The organism is Botrimarina mediterranea (assembly GCF_007753265.1).
Taxonomy (GTDB): domain Bacteria; phylum Planctomycetota; class Planctomycetia; order Pirellulales; family Lacipirellulaceae; genus Botrimarina; species Botrimarina mediterranea.
The window spans coordinates 4,083,419-4,098,787 of the sequence record NZ_CP036349.1; the positions used below are offsets into that span (position 1 = coordinate 4,083,419).

14 protein-coding genes are annotated in these 15,369 nt (G+C 64.8%); 6 read left to right on the forward strand and 8 right to left on the reverse strand.

The genetic code is table 11. From position 1 onward, the window contains the following. Positions 1-52: 52 nt before the first annotated feature. Positions 53-1,264, reverse strand: coding sequence for a formaldehyde dehydrogenase, glutathione-independent (gene fdhA, locus Spa11_RS15715; RefSeq protein WP_145113949.1), 1,212 nt, complete (start codon positions 1,262-1,264; stop codon positions 53-55). Between the two features lie 188 nt (positions 1,265-1,452). Between fdhA and Spa11_RS23630 the strand changes: the two genes are divergently transcribed. Then, positions 1,453-2,007, forward strand: a complete 555-nt coding sequence (locus Spa11_RS23630) for a transposase (RefSeq protein ID WP_145113951.1) — start codon at positions 1,453-1,455, stop codon at positions 2,005-2,007. A 99-nt stretch (positions 2,008-2,106) separates the two neighbouring features. Here Spa11_RS23630 and Spa11_RS15725 read toward each other — a convergent pair whose 3' ends face one another. Together Spa11_RS15725 and guaA are read right to left on the reverse strand one after the other, a co-directional pair. After that, complete coding sequence (locus Spa11_RS15725; RefSeq protein ID WP_145113953.1) at positions 2,107-2,400, reverse strand: hypothetical protein; 294 nt, start codon at positions 2,398-2,400, stop codon at positions 2,107-2,109. 4 nt (positions 2,401-2,404) lie between these two features. Continuing rightward, positions 2,405-4,006 (reverse strand): glutamine-hydrolyzing GMP synthase, encoded by a 1,602-nt coding sequence (gene guaA / locus Spa11_RS15730; RefSeq protein WP_145113955.1) that lies wholly within the window; start codon positions 4,004-4,006, stop codon positions 2,405-2,407. Positions 4,007-4,312: 306 nt separating this feature from the next. On the opposite strand from guaA, the gene surE reads away from it, so the two are divergent. The 3 genes from surE (at position 4,313) to Spa11_RS15745 (ending at position 6,718) form a co-directional block, all read left to right on the forward strand. Further along, positions 4,313-5,128, forward strand: a complete 816-nt coding sequence (surE, locus tag Spa11_RS15735) for a 5'/3'-nucleotidase SurE (RefSeq protein WP_145113957.1) — start codon at positions 4,313-4,315, stop codon at positions 5,126-5,128. Between the two features lie 19 nt (positions 5,129-5,147). Further along, positions 5,148-5,819, forward strand: a complete 672-nt coding sequence (locus Spa11_RS15740) for a hypothetical protein (protein ID WP_145113959.1) — start codon at positions 5,148-5,150, stop codon at positions 5,817-5,819. Positions 5,820-5,962: 143 nt separating this feature from the next. Next, positions 5,963-6,718 (forward strand): hypothetical protein, encoded by a 756-nt coding sequence (locus Spa11_RS15745; RefSeq protein WP_145113961.1) that lies wholly within the window; start codon positions 5,963-5,965, stop codon positions 6,716-6,718. 131 nt (positions 6,719-6,849) lie between these two features. Here the strand turns inward: Spa11_RS15745 and Spa11_RS15750 are convergent, their stop codons facing one another. The 3 genes from Spa11_RS15750 to Spa11_RS15760 form a co-directional block, all read right to left on the reverse strand. Further along, on the reverse strand, positions 6,850-7,410 hold the full coding sequence (locus Spa11_RS15750; protein ID WP_145113963.1) for a hypothetical protein: 561 nt from the start codon (positions 7,408-7,410) through the stop codon (positions 6,850-6,852). A gap of 118 nt (positions 7,411-7,528) precedes the next feature. Beyond that, positions 7,529-8,917: a sigma-54-dependent transcriptional regulator gene (locus tag Spa11_RS15755; protein WP_231932976.1), complete on the reverse strand. Its 1,389-nt coding sequence runs from the start codon at positions 8,915-8,917 to the stop codon at positions 7,529-7,531. Between the two features lie 255 nt (positions 8,918-9,172). Beyond that, positions 9,173-10,843: a sensor histidine kinase gene (locus Spa11_RS15760; protein WP_197529433.1), complete on the reverse strand. Its 1,671-nt coding sequence runs from the start codon at positions 10,841-10,843 to the stop codon at positions 9,173-9,175. A 264-nt stretch (positions 10,844-11,107) separates the two neighbouring features. Between Spa11_RS15760 and Spa11_RS15765 the strand changes: the two genes are divergently transcribed. After that, the gene (locus Spa11_RS15765) at positions 11,108-11,971 is read left to right on the forward strand and encodes a transposase (RefSeq protein WP_145113967.1); all 864 of its coding nucleotides are present in this window, start codon (positions 11,108-11,110) and stop codon (positions 11,969-11,971) included. A 32-nt stretch (positions 11,972-12,003) separates the two neighbouring features. On the opposite strand, the gene Spa11_RS15770 is transcribed toward Spa11_RS15765, so the two are convergent. Continuing rightward, entirely contained in the window at positions 12,004-13,185 is a 1,182-nt protein-coding gene (locus tag Spa11_RS15770; RefSeq protein WP_197529434.1) for an LptF/LptG family permease, read from the reverse strand. A gap of 125 nt (positions 13,186-13,310) precedes the next feature. Continuing rightward, entirely contained in the window at positions 13,311-14,654 is a 1,344-nt protein-coding gene (locus Spa11_RS15775) for a PP2C family protein-serine/threonine phosphatase (RefSeq protein ID WP_197529435.1), read from the reverse strand. Positions 14,655-14,794: 140 nt separating this feature from the next. Here Spa11_RS15775 and Spa11_RS15780 point away from each other — a divergent pair, with 140 nt between their 5' ends. After that, positions 14,795-15,361 (forward strand): PEGA domain-containing protein, encoded by a 567-nt coding sequence (locus tag Spa11_RS15780; RefSeq protein ID WP_231932977.1) that lies wholly within the window; start codon positions 14,795-14,797, stop codon positions 15,359-15,361. The last annotated feature ends 8 nt before the right edge of the window (positions 15,362-15,369 follow it).

The following is a 15,369-nucleotide window of genomic DNA, read 5'->3' on the forward strand; positions in this document are numbered from 1 at the left end:
CTCTAGGCCACGCCACGCATGCCCGCGGCGGATATCTCAGCCGAAAATCCCATCACGCCGAGGCCGCCGGGATCATCCCGTGGGGGTCGATCACGAACTTCTTCGCCGCGCCCTTGTCGAAGTCCATGTAGCCCTTCGGGGCGTCTTCGAGCGAGATGACCTCGACGTTGCACGCCTTGGCCGGGTGGGCCTTGTCGTGAAGGATCGACATCATCAGGCCGCGGTTGTACTTCATCACGGGGCACTGGCCGGTGGTGAAATGGTGGCTCTTCGCCCAGCCGAGGCCGATGCGGATGCCGAGCATGCCGATCTGGGCGTTGGCGTCGACGCCGCCGGGGTCGCCCGTGACGTAGAGGCCGGGGATGCCGATGCCGCCCGCCGCCCGGGTGACTTCCATCACGCTGTTGAGCACCGTGGCGGGCTTCTCGGCGCCTGAGTCGTCGCCGTGGCCGCGGGCCTCGAAGCCGACACAGTCCACGGCACAGTCAACCTCCGGCACGCCGAGGATCTGTTCGATCTGCTCGGCGAGGTTGCCGTGCTTGGCGAGGTTGATCGTCTCGCAGCCGAACGACTTCGCCTGGTCGAGCCGCTCTTGAATCATGTCGCCAACGATCACGACCGCGGCGCCGAGAATCTGGCAGCTATAAGCACAAGCCAAACCGACCGGGCCGGCGCCGGCGACATAGACCGTGCTCCCCGTCGTCACGCCCGCTGTGTAGGCGCCGTGGTAGCCGGTCGGCAGGATGTCCGAGAGCAGCGTCAGGTCGCGAATCTTCGCCAGCGCCGCGTCACGATCCGGGAACTTGAGAAGGTTCCAGTCGGCGTACGGCACCATGACGTAGCGAGCTTGCCCACCGATCCAGCCGCCCATATCGACGTAGCCGTAAGCGGCGCCGGGGCGGTCGGGGTTCACGTTGAGACAGACGCCCGTGTCGCGTTCCTTGCAGCAACGGCAGCGGCCGCATGCAATGTTGAACGGGACGCTACAGATGTCGCCCTTCGAGATGAACTCGACATCGCGCCCAACTTCGATCACTTCGCCGGTGATCTCATGGCCGAGGATAATGCCGGCCGGCGCGGTGGTGCGGCCGCGGACCATGTGCTGGTCGCTGCCGCAGATGTTGGTGGAGACGATCTTGAGAATGACGCCGTGATGGCACGGGCGCGTCTTCCCCTTGTAATCGAGCTCGAGCTTCGGGTCGTCAATCGACTGGATCTCAACAACACCCGGCTTGACGTAAGCAACGCCCTTGTTGTCCGACATGGCGGAGGTCCTCCGTGGATGAGTGTGGGAAGCGGACGCGTGTGAGTGTAGCAGAAAACTAGAACTGAGGAGTTGACCAAGAGCCGACGACGCAAGTCGTCGGAGTGACGTAACTCCCACGACTTGCGTCGTGGGCTCCCAGTCTAAACGAGTTGAAGCCGCTCTTTCTCGCAATTACTGTGCGAGCCATGTGGTATTGGCTCCTCACTAGCACGACTTACGGCACGTGGCTCCCCGGCGACGCGCGCGGGAGTGTCACGTCAGTGCGAGACTATCGCCCTGGTGACGGAAGTCCAGCGACTCGCATTGAGCACGCGCGATACGGAGAAGCGTGGGAACCGCAAGCAAAGGGTTTGCGGCGAAGTGCGGAGAGCACTCTGAAAGGCCCGCCGGTGCTACTCACCCCCGAACAAGCTCAGTGCCTTTTATCCGAGTTCCAGCGTACGGCGTCGCACCACGGCTGGCGTCTTTCTGCGGTTGCGCTGATGGCTAACCACGTCCACCTCGTAGTTGGTTTGCCGCGGGAAACGTCGTCGGTTAAGGCACTACAAGAGTTCAAGTCGTATGGTAGCCGCGTTCTGAACAAGGACTTTGGCAAACCGAAGTCTGGCACTTGGTGGACCAAGAGCGGATCGCGGAGGTTACTCCCCGACGAAGAGGCCTTAGTGGCAGCAATCAACTATGTTCTCCATCGCCAAGCAAATCCCTTACTCACCTGGAGCAACAGCCCTCACTCCAATTGACCGGGAGCCGCCGACGCAAGTCGTCGGAGTTAAGCAGGCACCCGGCGCCCACCGACCACTGACGTGGCCGGCTCGCCGACAAAAGCAGCACATGATCACCTAATGCCCTTTTGTCGCTTCTATTCTCCAGTCAAGGGCTTCTCGGAAATCGGTGAAGCATTCACCGCAAATCCAGCGGTCCTCATCGTGGAGTTGCGTTACCCAGCCGGACTCTGCGTCTCCGCCCTCTTCCATGATCTTCTTCCAGCAACACTCACAATGGTCGTGATCCCAGCTCGCTGGTCGATAAGGGCCGATTTTCGGGCGGAAGTATCGAGAGAAACGGAAGATAAGTCCTCCAAGGTCATCCGGTGCAAAATTCCAACGCCCATCTTCGGGATCCGGCTTGGCCATCAGGTCACTCCCACTCAATCGTCGCCGGCGGCTTACTACTAATATCGTAAACCACCCGATTGACGCCCTTCACCTCGTTGATCACCCGCGTGCTGATCCGACTCAACAGATCGTGCGGCAGGTGGCTCCAGTCGGCGGTCATGAAATCGTCGGTGTTCACGCATCGCACCGCAAGAGCGTTCTCGTAGGTGCGGCCGTCGCCCATCACGCCGACGCTTTGCACCGGCAGCAGCACCGCGAATGCCTGCGACGTCTGTCGGTAGAGGCCGGCGGCCTTGATCTCGCCGACGACGATCGCGTCGGCCTCGCGCAGCGCGTGCAGCTTCTCGGCCGTCACTTCGCCGAGGCAACGCACCGCCAGGCCCGGCCCGGGGAACGGGTGGCGCCAGATGATCTCTTCCGGCAGGCCGAGCTGCAGGCCCAAGCGACGCACTTCGTCTTTGAACAAGTCTCGCAAGGGTTCGATCAACTCGAAGCCCAGCTCCTTCGGCAGGCCGCCGACGTTGTGGTGGAGCTTGATCGACGCCGCGGGGCCATCGGGGCTACCGCCCGACTCGATCACGTCAGGGTAGAGCGTCCCCTGAGCAAGGAACCGGGCGTCTTCGACTTTGGCGGCCTCTTCCCTGAAGCATACGATGAACTCGCCGCCAATAATCTTGCGCTTGGTCTGCGGCTCGGTCACGCCGGCGAGCTTGGCGAGGAACCGTTCTTCCGCTTTGACGACGTGAAGGTCGGTCTTGAAGTGCTCGGTGAACTCACGGACGACCGCGATCTCTTCGTCCTTACGCAAGAGGCCATTGTCCACCAGGATGCACGTGAGCTGCGGACCGATCGCCTTGGCGAGTAAGGCCGCCACAACCGCCGAGTCGACGCCGCCCGAGAGGCCGCAGATCACCCGGCTCGTGCCGACGCGCTGGCGGATTGCGTCGACCGCTTCGTCGGCAAAGTCACCGAGGCGCCACTGCCCCGACGTCTTGCACACCTCGCGCAAGAAGTTGCCGAGGATCCTCTTCCCTTCGACGGTGTGCGTCACCTCGGGGTGAAACTGCAAACCGTAGATGGGCAACCGGTTGTGACGCACCGCGGCGAAGGGGCACGTCGCCGTTTTCGCCAGCGCCGTGAAGTCGCCGGCGATCTCGGTGACTTGGTCGCCGTGACTCATCCAGACTTCGGTCTGGGCATGAACGTCGCGGAAGAGATCGCCCGAATCGACGACCTCGCAGTGAGCGCGGCCGTACTCACGGACGGTGTGGCTCTCGACCTTGCCGCCAAGCGCCTTGCAAGCGAGCTGCATGCCGTAGCAGATGCCGAGCACGGGGATGCCGAGCTCGAAGATCTTCGGGTCGCATTGCGGCGCACCGGCTTCGTAAACGCTGCTCGGCCCGCCCGAGAGGATGATTCCGACGGGGGAGAGCTCGGCGATCCGTTCGGCCGTGAGGTCGTGGCGGACGATTTCGCAGTAGACGTGCTCGTCGCGGACGCGGCGGGCGATGAGCTGGGCGAACTGCGACCCGAAGTCGAGCACCAGCACCTTCTCCGCCGCGAGGCTGCTCGAGCCGCTGGGAGGTTTCTGGTGGGTCGCAGCGGGGGTCGGGGTCGCGGTCATGCGGTCGTTCCGTGACGGAGAGGCGCCCGTGGGGGTCGAGTGGCGCCGGTTGTGCGGTCGTGAACGCGGATTCTAACGGTCCCGGCGCGGCCCGCCCAGCAGCGGCTCCCCCGATGCTTTCGCGCAAGTGGCGAAGCCGCTTATCATGGGTTCGAGACCCTTCTCCTTCCATTCCGTTGTGGGAGGGGTCTCCAGACCCCGATTGCGCGCACCACGCCGTTTCGGAATGGATACCGCAATCGGGGTCTGGAGACCCCTCCCACAGATGACGACCCCTGCGGCCTCACGCCTCAAGCATCAACACCCGTGCGAATACTCCTTACCAACGACGACGGCATCTACGCCCCCGGCCTCGCGGCGATGCGGGCCGCGCTCGCGCGGTTGGGCGAGGTCCATGTGGTCGCGCCGGCGACGGAGCAATCGGGCGTCGGGCACGGGATCACGTTTCTTACGCCGCTGATGGCGAGCCAGGTCTTCGATGGCGATGAGCCGCGCGGCTGGGCCGTCGAGGGATCGCCGGCCGATTGCGTGAAGCTCGCGCTCGCGAAGCTCTGCGTCGATGCGAATGGCGAAATCTTCCGGCCTGACCTTGTCGTTAGCGGGATCAACTGGGGCCTGAACGCGGGCATCAACGTCCTCTACTCCGGCACCGTCGCCGCCGCGACCGAGGCGGCTCTGAACGACCTGCCGGCGATCGCCGTGTCGCTAGAGTGGGAAGACCATTCGCGCTTCAACGCCGCCGCGGCGATGGCGACCGACGTCATCGCCCAGATGCTCGAGCGCAACGCTTGGCGCGAGCACCGGCTCTACAACCTCAACATCCCCACTGTCGCCACGCTCCCCGAATCAACGCCCGAGTTGCGGATCACGCGAATGGGGTCGACGCGTTGGGACGCGGCGTTCGAGGAGCGGCTCGACCCCAAGGGACGCCGCTACTTCTGGACGATCGGCACACCACCGACCGACGAGCCCGGCGCCGACACGGACATCATCGCGATCCGCGACGGCGCCGTGTCGCTGTCGCCGTTGATCGTCGATCGCACCCGCGACGCGATGCTCGGCGAGATGGCTGATTGGAACCTCCAATTCCCCGCCGGCTCATTTAATACAACCAACCACTAGTCCTTGGACGGAGTCCGCGATGAATACGCTATGCGATTTCGGTAAAGAACCGCGAATTGACACGAATCTTCGCGAATCCTCATTCGCGCAAATTCGCGTTTATCCGCGGTTCCTCCTCATTGCCCTGTCGGTGGTTTCGCTGACGGGTTGCGGTGGGTCGAGCAGCAGCGGCGGGAAGTCGAGCCTCGATGCGATGGCCGAGAAGCTCAACCAAGGGGCCGTCCAGGAGAAGCAGGCCGCCAAGGAAAAGGTCGCCGCCGACGCCCAGGCTACCGCCGACGCCAAGGCCGCGGAGGCCGAGCGGCTCGCCACCCAAGGCGGGACCGAGGTCACGACCGACGACATGCAACGCGGCAGCAAAATGACCCGCGGAGGCTACCTGCAGACCACGCTCAAGGGCGGCATCCGTGCCGAGCAAAAGCTGAACCTCTACACCGTCCAACACGCCATGAACCTCTACTACGGCGAGCACGGCAACTATCCGAAGTCGCACGAAGAGTTCATGGAGAAAATCATCGACTACAACGGCATCGTCCTCGAACCGCTCCAAGAGCCCTACGAGTACTACTACAACGCCGAGGACGGCGAGCTCTACAAGGTCGCCAAGCAAGAAGCCGTTGAAGCGGCTCAAGCCGAAGCCGCGGCCGCCCAGGCCGAGGCCGACCGCAAGGCGGAGGCGGCCAAGCAGTAGTCCGCAGTTTCTTCTCTACAACCCTCCTTACCCGCACCGCAACCGTCATCCGGCATGCTTGTTGCTCCTTAGTACCTAAACGTCCCCCGAGCCCCCGAAATCTTTTCGCTTTTCCTCAGCTGCCCCCTCCTCTTCGCAGCGAAATGATGATGAACGCCAAACTCGCTCCGCTGTGCCGCAAGCGGCTGGTGGCCCTGATCGCCTGCCTGTGCTTGGGCCCGGTTGAGGCGCTCGCCGAGGCCAGCTGGGCCTTTGCGCCCGGGGCCTATACGCACAGCCCGGAGTCGGGGCAGCGCGTCGTGCAGTACGCCCAGCACGAGCCTGTCGAGGGGCTCCCCGACCCGCGGCAGACGGTGAGCCGTTACTGGCGTACCCGCACCAATCTGCAGGGCGTGAACGGTTCGAGCGACGCGATCTACGAGGTGAGGAGTTTTGGCAACACGCTGGGCGGATTTGATGCCCAACGTGAACGTGGCCACGACGCGCAGCTAGAGACCCTCAACGCGTTGACGCCCTTCCGCAACAACCCGTTCTTGTTCTTCGGCGGCATGCAGGGTTTCGGTTACGGCTACCCGGGTTACCCGGCGGCGCCCCCCGGAACGCCCGTCCCGTCACAGAACGGCTACGCTCCGCAAGGGAACGGAAACTGGGCGCCACCGATGGCCGCGCCTCAACCTTCCCCCGGCATGCCCGGCACGGCGTGGCCCTACGCGCCACAATCTGGCTTCGTGGCGCCGATGCCCTACGCCGTTCCGTTCCCGTACTGGGGCGGCGACTGGGGTGGTGGCGGCTGGAACGGCGGCGGCTGGAGTGGCGGTCAGCACCCCGGTTGGCGTCCCCAACCGTGGTCGGGATACGGCCCCGGTCGGCAATCGCACTTCCAGGGCGGCGGGTGGTGATTGCGCCGCGGTGCGTGAACGCGTAAGGTTGGTGAGTTTGGTTGCGCTGCAACTCCGGGCGCTGACGCTTACGGCTCGCCTACAGCGAGCTGGCGAGCCGTAAGCGTCAGCGCCCGGAGTTGCAGCGCCTTTCATCGCCCCAACCGACTCGCTTCCTCACGCCAATTCTTACCTTCAGCCGGCCGGTATGCTTTTACCAGCCACTCGTCACCACGGCGCACGAAGTCCATCTCGAGCCGACCGTGGTACGGCCCGACGGCGCCCGACTGCTTGTGCTGCACACGAATCAGCGGCTTGAACTTCGCCACCGCGACGGCGCCGTCCGTCAGGGGGTCGGGCAGCTCGACCGTCACCTCCCCACCAAGGCTCGCCGCCGCGACGTTGAACATCGGCATCAGCATTTGGGCGTCGGACTGCACGTCGGTCGCGCTGGGGTCAATACTCCGCAGCACGCCCGGCAGGTCGTTCGAGCGGATCGCCTCGAAGAGCTGACCGAGCGATTGCCGCACCTGCTCGCGCGGCGTTAGCCACCAGCGCTCTAACGCGATCCCGCCAGCCGTCAGCAACATCGCGGCAACTAGCAGCATGAACGCCCCGCGCGACCGCGTCTGCACATAGGGAATCGCCGCCATCGTGACGAGCAGCAGGCCCAAGGCGCCGACGGCGAGAGGGCTTTCGAGGAGAATGCTCATAGGGTGCCTGAGGCAAAGTGAATGACGAATGTCGAAGCCTGAATGTCGAACCTCTCGGCACAGTTATCCGCCACCGGCAGGTTCGTCATTCGTCATTCGTGCTTCGTCATTCTAGCCGTCAGGCGGCCTTCAGTCCCGTTTCTTGACTGAGCTTGTTGTAAAGCGTCTTCAGCGCGATGCCCAACTCGGCGGCGGCCTTTGGCTTCGAGCCGTCGTTGCGCTCAAGGGCCTCGTAGATCGCCTCCATCTCGAGCTCACGCAGCGTGATCGGCCCGCGGCTCGCCTTCGCAGCGCCACTGAGCTGCCGGCGGTTGAAATGTTGCGGCAGGTCGTCGGCGGTGATCGGGCCTTGGTCGCAGAGGATCGTGGCGTGCTCGATCACGTTCGCCAGTTCACGGACGTTGCCCGGCCAGACGTGACCTTTGAGCGCCGCGACGGCGTCGTCGGTGAGCTGCTGCTCAATTGGCTTGGCGTGCGGGCGGAAACGCCGCAGCAGGTGCTCGGCGAGGTTCGGCAGGTCGTCGAGCCGCTCGCGTAAGGCCGGCAGGTGGATCTCGAACGTGTTGACGCGGTACATCAGATCTTCGCGGAACTCGTCCGCGGCGACCATCGCCGACAGGTCGCGGTGCGTCGCGCAGACGACACGGACGTCGACGTTCACCGTCTTGTTCTCGCCGACGCGGCGGATCTCGCGGCTCTCGAGCACCCGCAGGAGCTTAGCCTGCATCGCCTTGGGGAGTTCGCCGATCTCGTCGAGAAAGATCGTCCCACCCGACGCGACTTCGAACAAACCAACGCGGTGGTCGTCGGCGCCGGTGAACGAGCCTTTGGCGTGACCGAACAGCTCGCTCTCGATCAGGTTCTCGGGCAGCGCGCCGCAGTTGATCGCGACGAACGGCTTGTCGGCGCGGGGAGACTGGTTGTGAACCGCGCGGGCGACGAGTTCTTTGCCGGTGCCCGTTTCGCCGAGAATCAGCACGGTCGATTCGGTCGGCGCCACCTTGTCGATTAGCGCCTTTACCCGCGCCATCGGTCGGCTGTCACCGACAAGCGTCGGCGCGCCCTCGATGCGGTCGAGCCGTCGCTGCAGCGCCGTGAACTTCTGAGTCAGCTCGCGCTTCGCGGCGATGCGACGCAGCAGGGCTTCGATCTCCACCAGCTTGCAAGGCTTCGTCAGGTAGTCGAACGCGCCGTAGCGGAGCGCGGCGATCGCGCTCTCGGTCGTGCTCTTGCCGGTGAGGACCACCGCTTCGGTCGCGGGGGACATCTCCTTCAGGCGGCCGATCACCTCGACGCCGGTCATGCCGGGCATGTCGAGGTCGACGATGATCGCGTCGTAGTTATTCTTCTCGATGGCGGCGACCGCCGTCAGCCCGTCGGGGCAAACCGTGACGGTGTGCCCCATCCGCGGCAGCTCGAGCTTCATCAGCTCTTGCAGCGAGCGCTCGTCGTCGGCGAACAGCAGCGACAGGCTGGGGGTCTTCGTCTTCTTCACGTCGGCGGGCATCACGCTTCCTTACGGTCGTCGGCGGCCATCCTTGGCCGGTTCTTCTAATCGATTCACCACGGAGGCACAGCGGGCGCGGAGGAAGGCACGGAGACGAGATGAACAATCTCTGTGGGAGGCGTCTCCAGACGCCGACTACGGTCTCCATTCCGAAACGGTATGGTGCGCGTAATCGCAGTCTGGAGACGCCTCCTCCAAGATCCTGCCTCTGTGCTTTCCTCCGTGCTCCCTGTGCATCTGTGGTAAAAAAATCTCTCACGCCGCCATGGCGGCGGCGGGTTGTTCGGTTGGCAGCGTTACGGTGAACGTCGAGCCCTGGCCGGGGCCTTCGCTGTCGGCTGCGAGTTCGCCGTGGTGTTCTTCGATGATGCGGTAAGTGATCGACAGCCCCAGGCCGGTCCCCTGCCCTCCACGACGGCGGGTGAAGAACGGCTCGAAGAGGTGCTTCTTCACTTCGTCAGTCATGCCGCAGCCGTTGTCGCGCACGGCGATCCGAGCGTGGCGCCCATCGGTCATCAACGCGGTATCGATCTCCACGGTCACGCGACCGCCGGCCTCGAGGCTGTCGAGGCCGTTGGTGACGAGGTTCAGCAGCACCTGCTTCATCTCTTGCGCATCGACCTCGGCGATCACCGGCTCGCCCGGCAACAGTTCGACGTCTTTGTGCTTGTACTTGCCCAGGTGGCGGACCATCTCGATGACGCCGTCCACGAGCTCGCGTAGCTCGGTCGGCCGGCGTTCGCGATCGCCCATCCTTGAGAAGTCAAGCAGCTTCTCGGTGATCTGCTTGCAGCGGAACGATTCCTTACCGATAGTCTCAAGGTAGCTGTGAACGATGTCCCACTCGGCGGCGTTGGACGGGTCCTCGTGCAGATCGACCAAGCGGCTCTCAAGCGACTCGCTGCACATAGCGATCGCTGCGAGCGGGTTGTTGATCTCGTGGGCGACCCCCGCGGCGAGGAAGCCGACGCTCGCCAGCTGCTCGCTGCGGATCACCTGGTTGGTTCGGTCACGGACCTGCTTGTCGAGTTCGTCGCGGGTCTGCTTGAAGCTGGTCATCATCCGGTTCATCGCTTCGGCGAGCTCGCCCATCTCGTCGTTGGAGTCGAGCGCGACGCGATGCTGGTAGTCACCGGCCGCCACCCGCCGCGCCGCGGCGACGAGGTGGCCGATCGGCCTGGCGACGGACGACTGGAAGACGTACATCGCCAGCGTGAGCAGGCCGAGGGCGGAGATGAAGGTCGTCCACGACAGCACCATCGCGACGTGGTACTGCGAGCGGACCTCGCCCGAAAGCTCGCCCAATCGCTCGTGCAAGTGGCTGGGGAGTTGCGCCGCTAATTCGCGCAGTTGTTCGAGAGCCGCTTCTAACGACGTGGGGCCGCCCCGCAATTCCTCGTAGAGCAGCGTGTCCGAGGTTCCTTCGCGATGGATCTTCTTCAGAACGGTGTCGATCTGAGCCAGGGTCTGGCGTTCTGGTTCGTCGTCGCCGATCTGCGATGCTTCCGTATCGTTGTTGGCGTCGAGTCGTCCGCGGTAGTTGTTCAACGTAATCGCAAATCGGTCGAGCCCGTTGCGGTACGCGACGTAGAGGAGACGCAAGTCGAAAGGTTCGGCCGAGAGAGCCGAGTCATCGGTTGGTTTGCTCTCCGTGAAACTGAACGGCGCTTCGGGGGAACTCTCCGTCGCGTGTTGCAATAGAATCGAACGCTCGCGCGCCGTGCCGTAGGCGACGCGCAGATCGGCGACGTGCTGGCTCAGCTCGTTGGCGATCGGCAACTCCGCCGCCCGAGCGCTCAGGGTCTTGACCAGGTTGCGGTAGGCGTAGAGCCCGTGGATCGCGGCGAAAAAGAGCACAAACGTGCTGGCCCCCAAGAGGCCCACGCCGATGCGCAGCTTAACGCCGATGGAACGGTGCGCGAGCACGCGCGACCTCCTTGTCGCAACGGAAGGTTCGCTGGGCATCCATCGCCCGGCGGTCGGCGAGCATAACAGGACCCGCGCGGGGGCGGCAACGACAGAAAAAGGCGAGCCGTAAGCGTCAGCGCCCGGAGTGGCAGCGCGTTCTCCGCTACTACTCCGGGCGCTGACCAGGATTATGCAAGGGCTAGCACGGTCCGATGGCGAAGAGGGAGTCCGCGTCCCATTCTGCATGGAGAGATTCTATTCCTTGCAGGGGGAGACGATCCGATGGAACGCGAACTCTGGCGGTTATTGTACCGTTTGGTGAAACAGTTGGACGTGGGATGGGGGAGTTGGAGGTACTCCACCGGCGACATCGTGGTGGTTTACCTGTGGGCGGTGGTCCACGACCGCCCCACCGCCTGGGCCGCGTGCCCCGAGAACTGGCCCACCGACCTCTGCCCTCAACCTTTGCCGACGCAAGGCACGCTGAGCCGACGCTTGCGTAAGCCCGCTTGCGTGCTGCTGCTGACGGCCGTGGAGCAGCGGCTGATCGGGCTGCTGAACCTGGGCCAGGGGATCGTCAAGAAGATCGATGGCAAGGCGCTCGCGGTGAGTCTGGTGAGCAAGGACCCCGACGCGGGCTACGGCCGTGGCGCCGGGGGCAAGCAGCTGGGCTACAAGCTGCATGTGATCTGGGGCGATGGGCCGATGCCGCTGGCCTGGGACCTCTCACCGATGAACGTCAGCGAGAAACGCGTGGCCCGCTGGTTGATCGAAGGGCTTGCCGGCGGCGGTTACCTGCTGGCGGACACCGAGTACGACGCCAACCCGCTCTACGACGCGGCCCAAGCCGAAGGGTTTCAGCTGGTGGCGAAGAAACGCAAGGGGAAAGGCTTGGGCCACCAACGACATTCGCCCAGTCGGCTGCGGAGCATCGAGCTGTTGGGGACGGCGTTCGGGGCGGCTCTCTACCGCCAGCGGACGGCGATCGAGACCTCCTTCGGGACGCTGGTCACCTTCGGCGGCGGGCTCGCCTCGCTCCCCGCCTGGGTCCGACGCTTCCACCGCGTCCGACACTGGGTCCAGGCCAAGCTCCTTATCGCCGGAACCCGCTCGCTCGCAAAGAACCCTCAGCTACTAGTTGCATAATCCTGTGACGCTTACGGCTCGCCGCCGATTGTTCAGTTCCTCACCACCCGCCGCATCATCCACAGCCCCCACAACGCTAGCACCGCGTTGCCAACCCAGACCGCGATCGGCGGCACGTCTCCCTGCTTGGCGTGGTCGACGCTCACCATCAGCAGCGGGTAGTAGACCAGCAGGATCGGCAGGAAGCAGAGGAAGAAGCTGGCCAGGAACTCGCCCTTCTGACGCCAGATCGCCATCGGCACGCCGACCATGACGAACGCCAGACAGCTGAAGCCGTTCGCCCAGCGACGGAACGGCTCGACCGACAGCCGGCGGTAACGGTACTCTTCGCCGGCAATGGTGTTGGTGAGCGGGAACCACGACTCGGCCGACAGCCGGTCGAAATCGCCGGTCATCATCGCCAGCGCTTGTTCGGTCGTCTCGCGGCGATGGATGTCGGCGATCCGATTGCTGATGATGCGTTGCTCCTGATCGATCTCTGACAGGGCGTAGTTCGAGGGGCTACGCGAACTACTCGACTCGCCGAAGAGCTCTTCGAGATCGATCTCGCGCTCGACGGTAGAGTCGATGACGGCCTTCACCTCGCCTTCCAGAGCAATCCCCTCGAAGCGGACGATCAGCTTCTTGCGGTCGGGGGACGAACTGAGCTGGGCCGAATCGGATTCGAGCTTCCAGGCCTCATTGTCACCCTGCGCCTGCACGATGACGGTCGGGCGTACAAGTGTCCGATCGACGACGTGCTGCACGCTGATCTGCAGGCCGCCTTCGGCGTAGCTGCGGTGTAGGCGGAGCTGGCTGTAGATGACTTCTTCAAGCGATTCGACAAACACCCGCTGCACACCGAGCCGGCCCCACGAGACGGCGATATCGTTAAGCGCCACCGCGCCGAGGCTCGTCGCCGCCGCGAGGATCATCGTCGGCAGGGCGAGCTTCCAGGGCGAGATGCCCATCGCCTTGATGGCGATAATCTCGTTGGTCGCCGAGAGCCGGCCGTAGACGCTGGTCGTCGCCAGCAGCATCGTCGCCGGCACCGCGAACTGCATCGCCTGAGGCAGCATGTAAGGCGTCATCCGCAAGAGCGGCCCGAGGCCGAGGCCCTTATCAACCGCCTCCTTGCCGATCAAACCCACGAAGATCAGCGCCGTCAGTCCGGCGAGCGTCAGCAGGAAGACCTGCAACAGCTCGAGCAAGACGTACCGGGTGAGGAGCTTCACGGGTGGCGGCGGGGCGTGGCGGGAAGTCGACCGAGAGAGGCCGAGAAACGTACCAAGCCACCGACGTTGTGAGAACAACGGTTTTGCTGGCGAGCCGGGGACGCGAGTCGACTAACTTCAGAGTGCTAGCTAATCACTCCATCGCCGTGGGCGGCGTAGCGTCGGGTGTTGTCGTCGCCACGCACTAGAGCCATCGCGTCCGCGATGATCTCGGCGTAATGCTTGATGGCGCCGAGGTGATCGCCGCGTTCGAACGCCGCGTCGGCCGTCTGCTGCAGCGCCCGGAAGGGCTCCCAGTCGAGGTAGTAGGGCGCCGCCTTGGGGTGGCCATTGGTCGCGGCGTCTTCGGGGCGGACCGTGTCTTCCTCCGACCGGAGCGACGATAACTCGCGCACCAAGTCGCGGAGGTCGCCCGCGGCGGCGGCGTGGTCGCCGCACTCGGTTCGTCGGTAGGGACCGTTGCCCAGGGCCTCGCCGAGCATGGGCGGCAGCGCGGCGGCGCGGGTCGGTTGTCGTCGCGCCAACGTATACATCAGCGCCGCGCCCAATCCCATCGCGAACAGCAGGGCCGCGCCGAAGGCCCCGCTTGAGATCGACACCAAGATCGCCACGGTGCAGGCGGCCGCCAAGGCGATCCCCGCAGCGGGCAGGGTGTCGCTGCCAGCGGCGCCCTTGTGACAGCAGCCCGCCGCGCTTTGGGACTTCTGGACCCGGGCGACGATCACCGAGATGTTGTCGGGCCCTCCACGCAGATTCGCCAGATTCACCAAGGCCTCCGCCGCTGCTTCCGGCTCTAGCACGCTGAGGAGGCTGCCGGCCATCGGGTCTTCCACAACGCCGCTCAGGCCGTCGCTGCACAGCAGAAAGATGTCACCGTCGCAAAGCTCGTGGGGTCCTTCGAGATCGATCATCACCGTCTCGTGCGGGCCGAGCGATCGGGTGATCACGTTCTTCGGGATGCACGCCGGGACGCGGTCGGCCGAAACCTTGCTGGCGGCCGCCATCTCCCAGACCAGGCTGTGGTCGAACGTCAGCTGCTCGAGCACGCGGTGACGCAGACGATAGACGCGGCTGTCGCCGACGTGGCCAACGATCGCCGCCCCCTGCGTCAGCACCAGGCAACTGCAAGTGGTGCCCATGCCATGGAACTCGGTGGACGAGCAGCCTTTCTGATGGATCTTGTCGTTGGCCTGCCGGATCGCTTGCCGGAGGGCGGCGGGTGGGGCTTCGCCGCGCGACTTGGCGTAAGCTAGGGGGATCGTGTCGACCGCGATCTTGCTGGCGAGCTCCCCCGCGGCGTGGGCGCCCATTCCATCGGCGACCATCAGGAAGGCGTCCCCCTCGATCGGGGATTCCCCAGCGGGAACCACCGAGACGGCGTCCTGATTGGTCGACCGACGCATGCCGATGTCCGTCCGCGAAACGGCGTGGACGACCAGTGCTGGCGGTGATGGTGTCGTGCTCGGCATTGACGGCTCCTGTCTTTGCATCGTAGCCAGCGGCGCCCGATGGTGACAGCGTCTCGCGCCGCCGTTGGCCTGGAGCCGCAAGGCGCCGCCCGCTAGACTCCGCCGCCCTTGTTTTTCCTGTCATCGGTCGCGGTCCGCCCTTGCTCGCCATCCGAATCCATCGTCGAAGCTCCCTCGCGGCGATCGTCGTGCTGCTGGCGGTCGTCTCGGCCACGGGCTGCGTGCGTCGCCGGCTGACGGTCCGCAGCAACCCGCCGGGCGCCGTGGTCCACGTCGATAACCAGCGGATCGGCACGACGCCGTGCTCGGTCGACTATGTCTACTACGGCACGCGCGAAGTCCGCATGTCGTTGCCGGGCTACGAGACGCTGACCGTCAATCAGCCGCTCCCCGCGCCGTGGTACCAGTGGCCAGGCATCGACTTCATCAGCGAGAACCTCGTGCCGGCGCGGATCGAGGACGCTCGCACCGTGAGTTTCAACCTCCAGCCCGCGCGGATTGAACCGGCCGAGCAGATCATCGCCCGCGGCGAGGACCTGCGGCGGCAAGTGACGCCCGTCGGCGCCGCGCCGGTGACGCCGGCCTCTGCGGTGGACCCCTTCGGCGGCTTCACGCCGCAGACGCCGAGCGATCCACCTCCTCCCCTTCGCTCAGAACCGCCGGCGTTATCGCCGACGACAACCTCGCCGAACTCGTTCCGGTATTGAAGGGAGGC

What these genes read in the sequence shown, in the direction of transcription:
- Spa11_RS15755 (WP_231932976.1), bottom strand. Translation starts at nt 8,917, where the DNA reads ATGCCCGCCGACGTGAAGAAGACGAAGACCCCCAGCCTGTCGCTGCTG.
- guaA (WP_145113955.1), bottom strand. Translation starts at nt 4,006, where the DNA reads ATGACCGCGACCCCGACCCCCGCTGCGACCCACCAGAAACCTCCCAGC.
- Spa11_RS15745 (WP_145113961.1), top strand. Translation starts at nt 5,963, where the DNA reads ATGATGATGAACGCCAAACTCGCTCCGCTGTGCCGCAAGCGGCTGGTG.
- Spa11_RS15775 (WP_197529435.1), bottom strand. Translation starts at nt 14,654, where the DNA reads ATGCCGAGCACGACACCATCACCGCCAGCACTGGTCGTCCACGCCGTT.
- Spa11_RS15725 (WP_145113953.1), bottom strand. Translation starts at nt 2,400, where the DNA reads ATGGCCAAGCCGGATCCCGAAGATGGGCGTTGGAATTTTGCACCGGAT.
- Spa11_RS15740 (WP_145113959.1), top strand. Translation starts at nt 5,148, where the DNA reads ATGAATACGCTATGCGATTTCGGTAAAGAACCGCGAATTGACACGAAT.
- fdhA (WP_145113949.1), bottom strand. Translation starts at nt 1,264, where the DNA reads ATGTCGGACAACAAGGGCGTTGCTTACGTCAAGCCGGGTGTTGTTGAG.
- Spa11_RS23630 (WP_145113951.1), top strand. Translation starts at nt 1,453, where the DNA reads ATGTGGTATTGGCTCCTCACTAGCACGACTTACGGCACGTGGCTCCCC.
- Spa11_RS15750 (WP_145113963.1), bottom strand. Translation starts at nt 7,410, where the DNA reads ATGAGCATTCTCCTCGAAAGCCCTCTCGCCGTCGGCGCCTTGGGCCTG.
- Spa11_RS15765 (WP_145113967.1), top strand. Translation starts at nt 11,108, where the DNA reads ATGGAACGCGAACTCTGGCGGTTATTGTACCGTTTGGTGAAACAGTTG.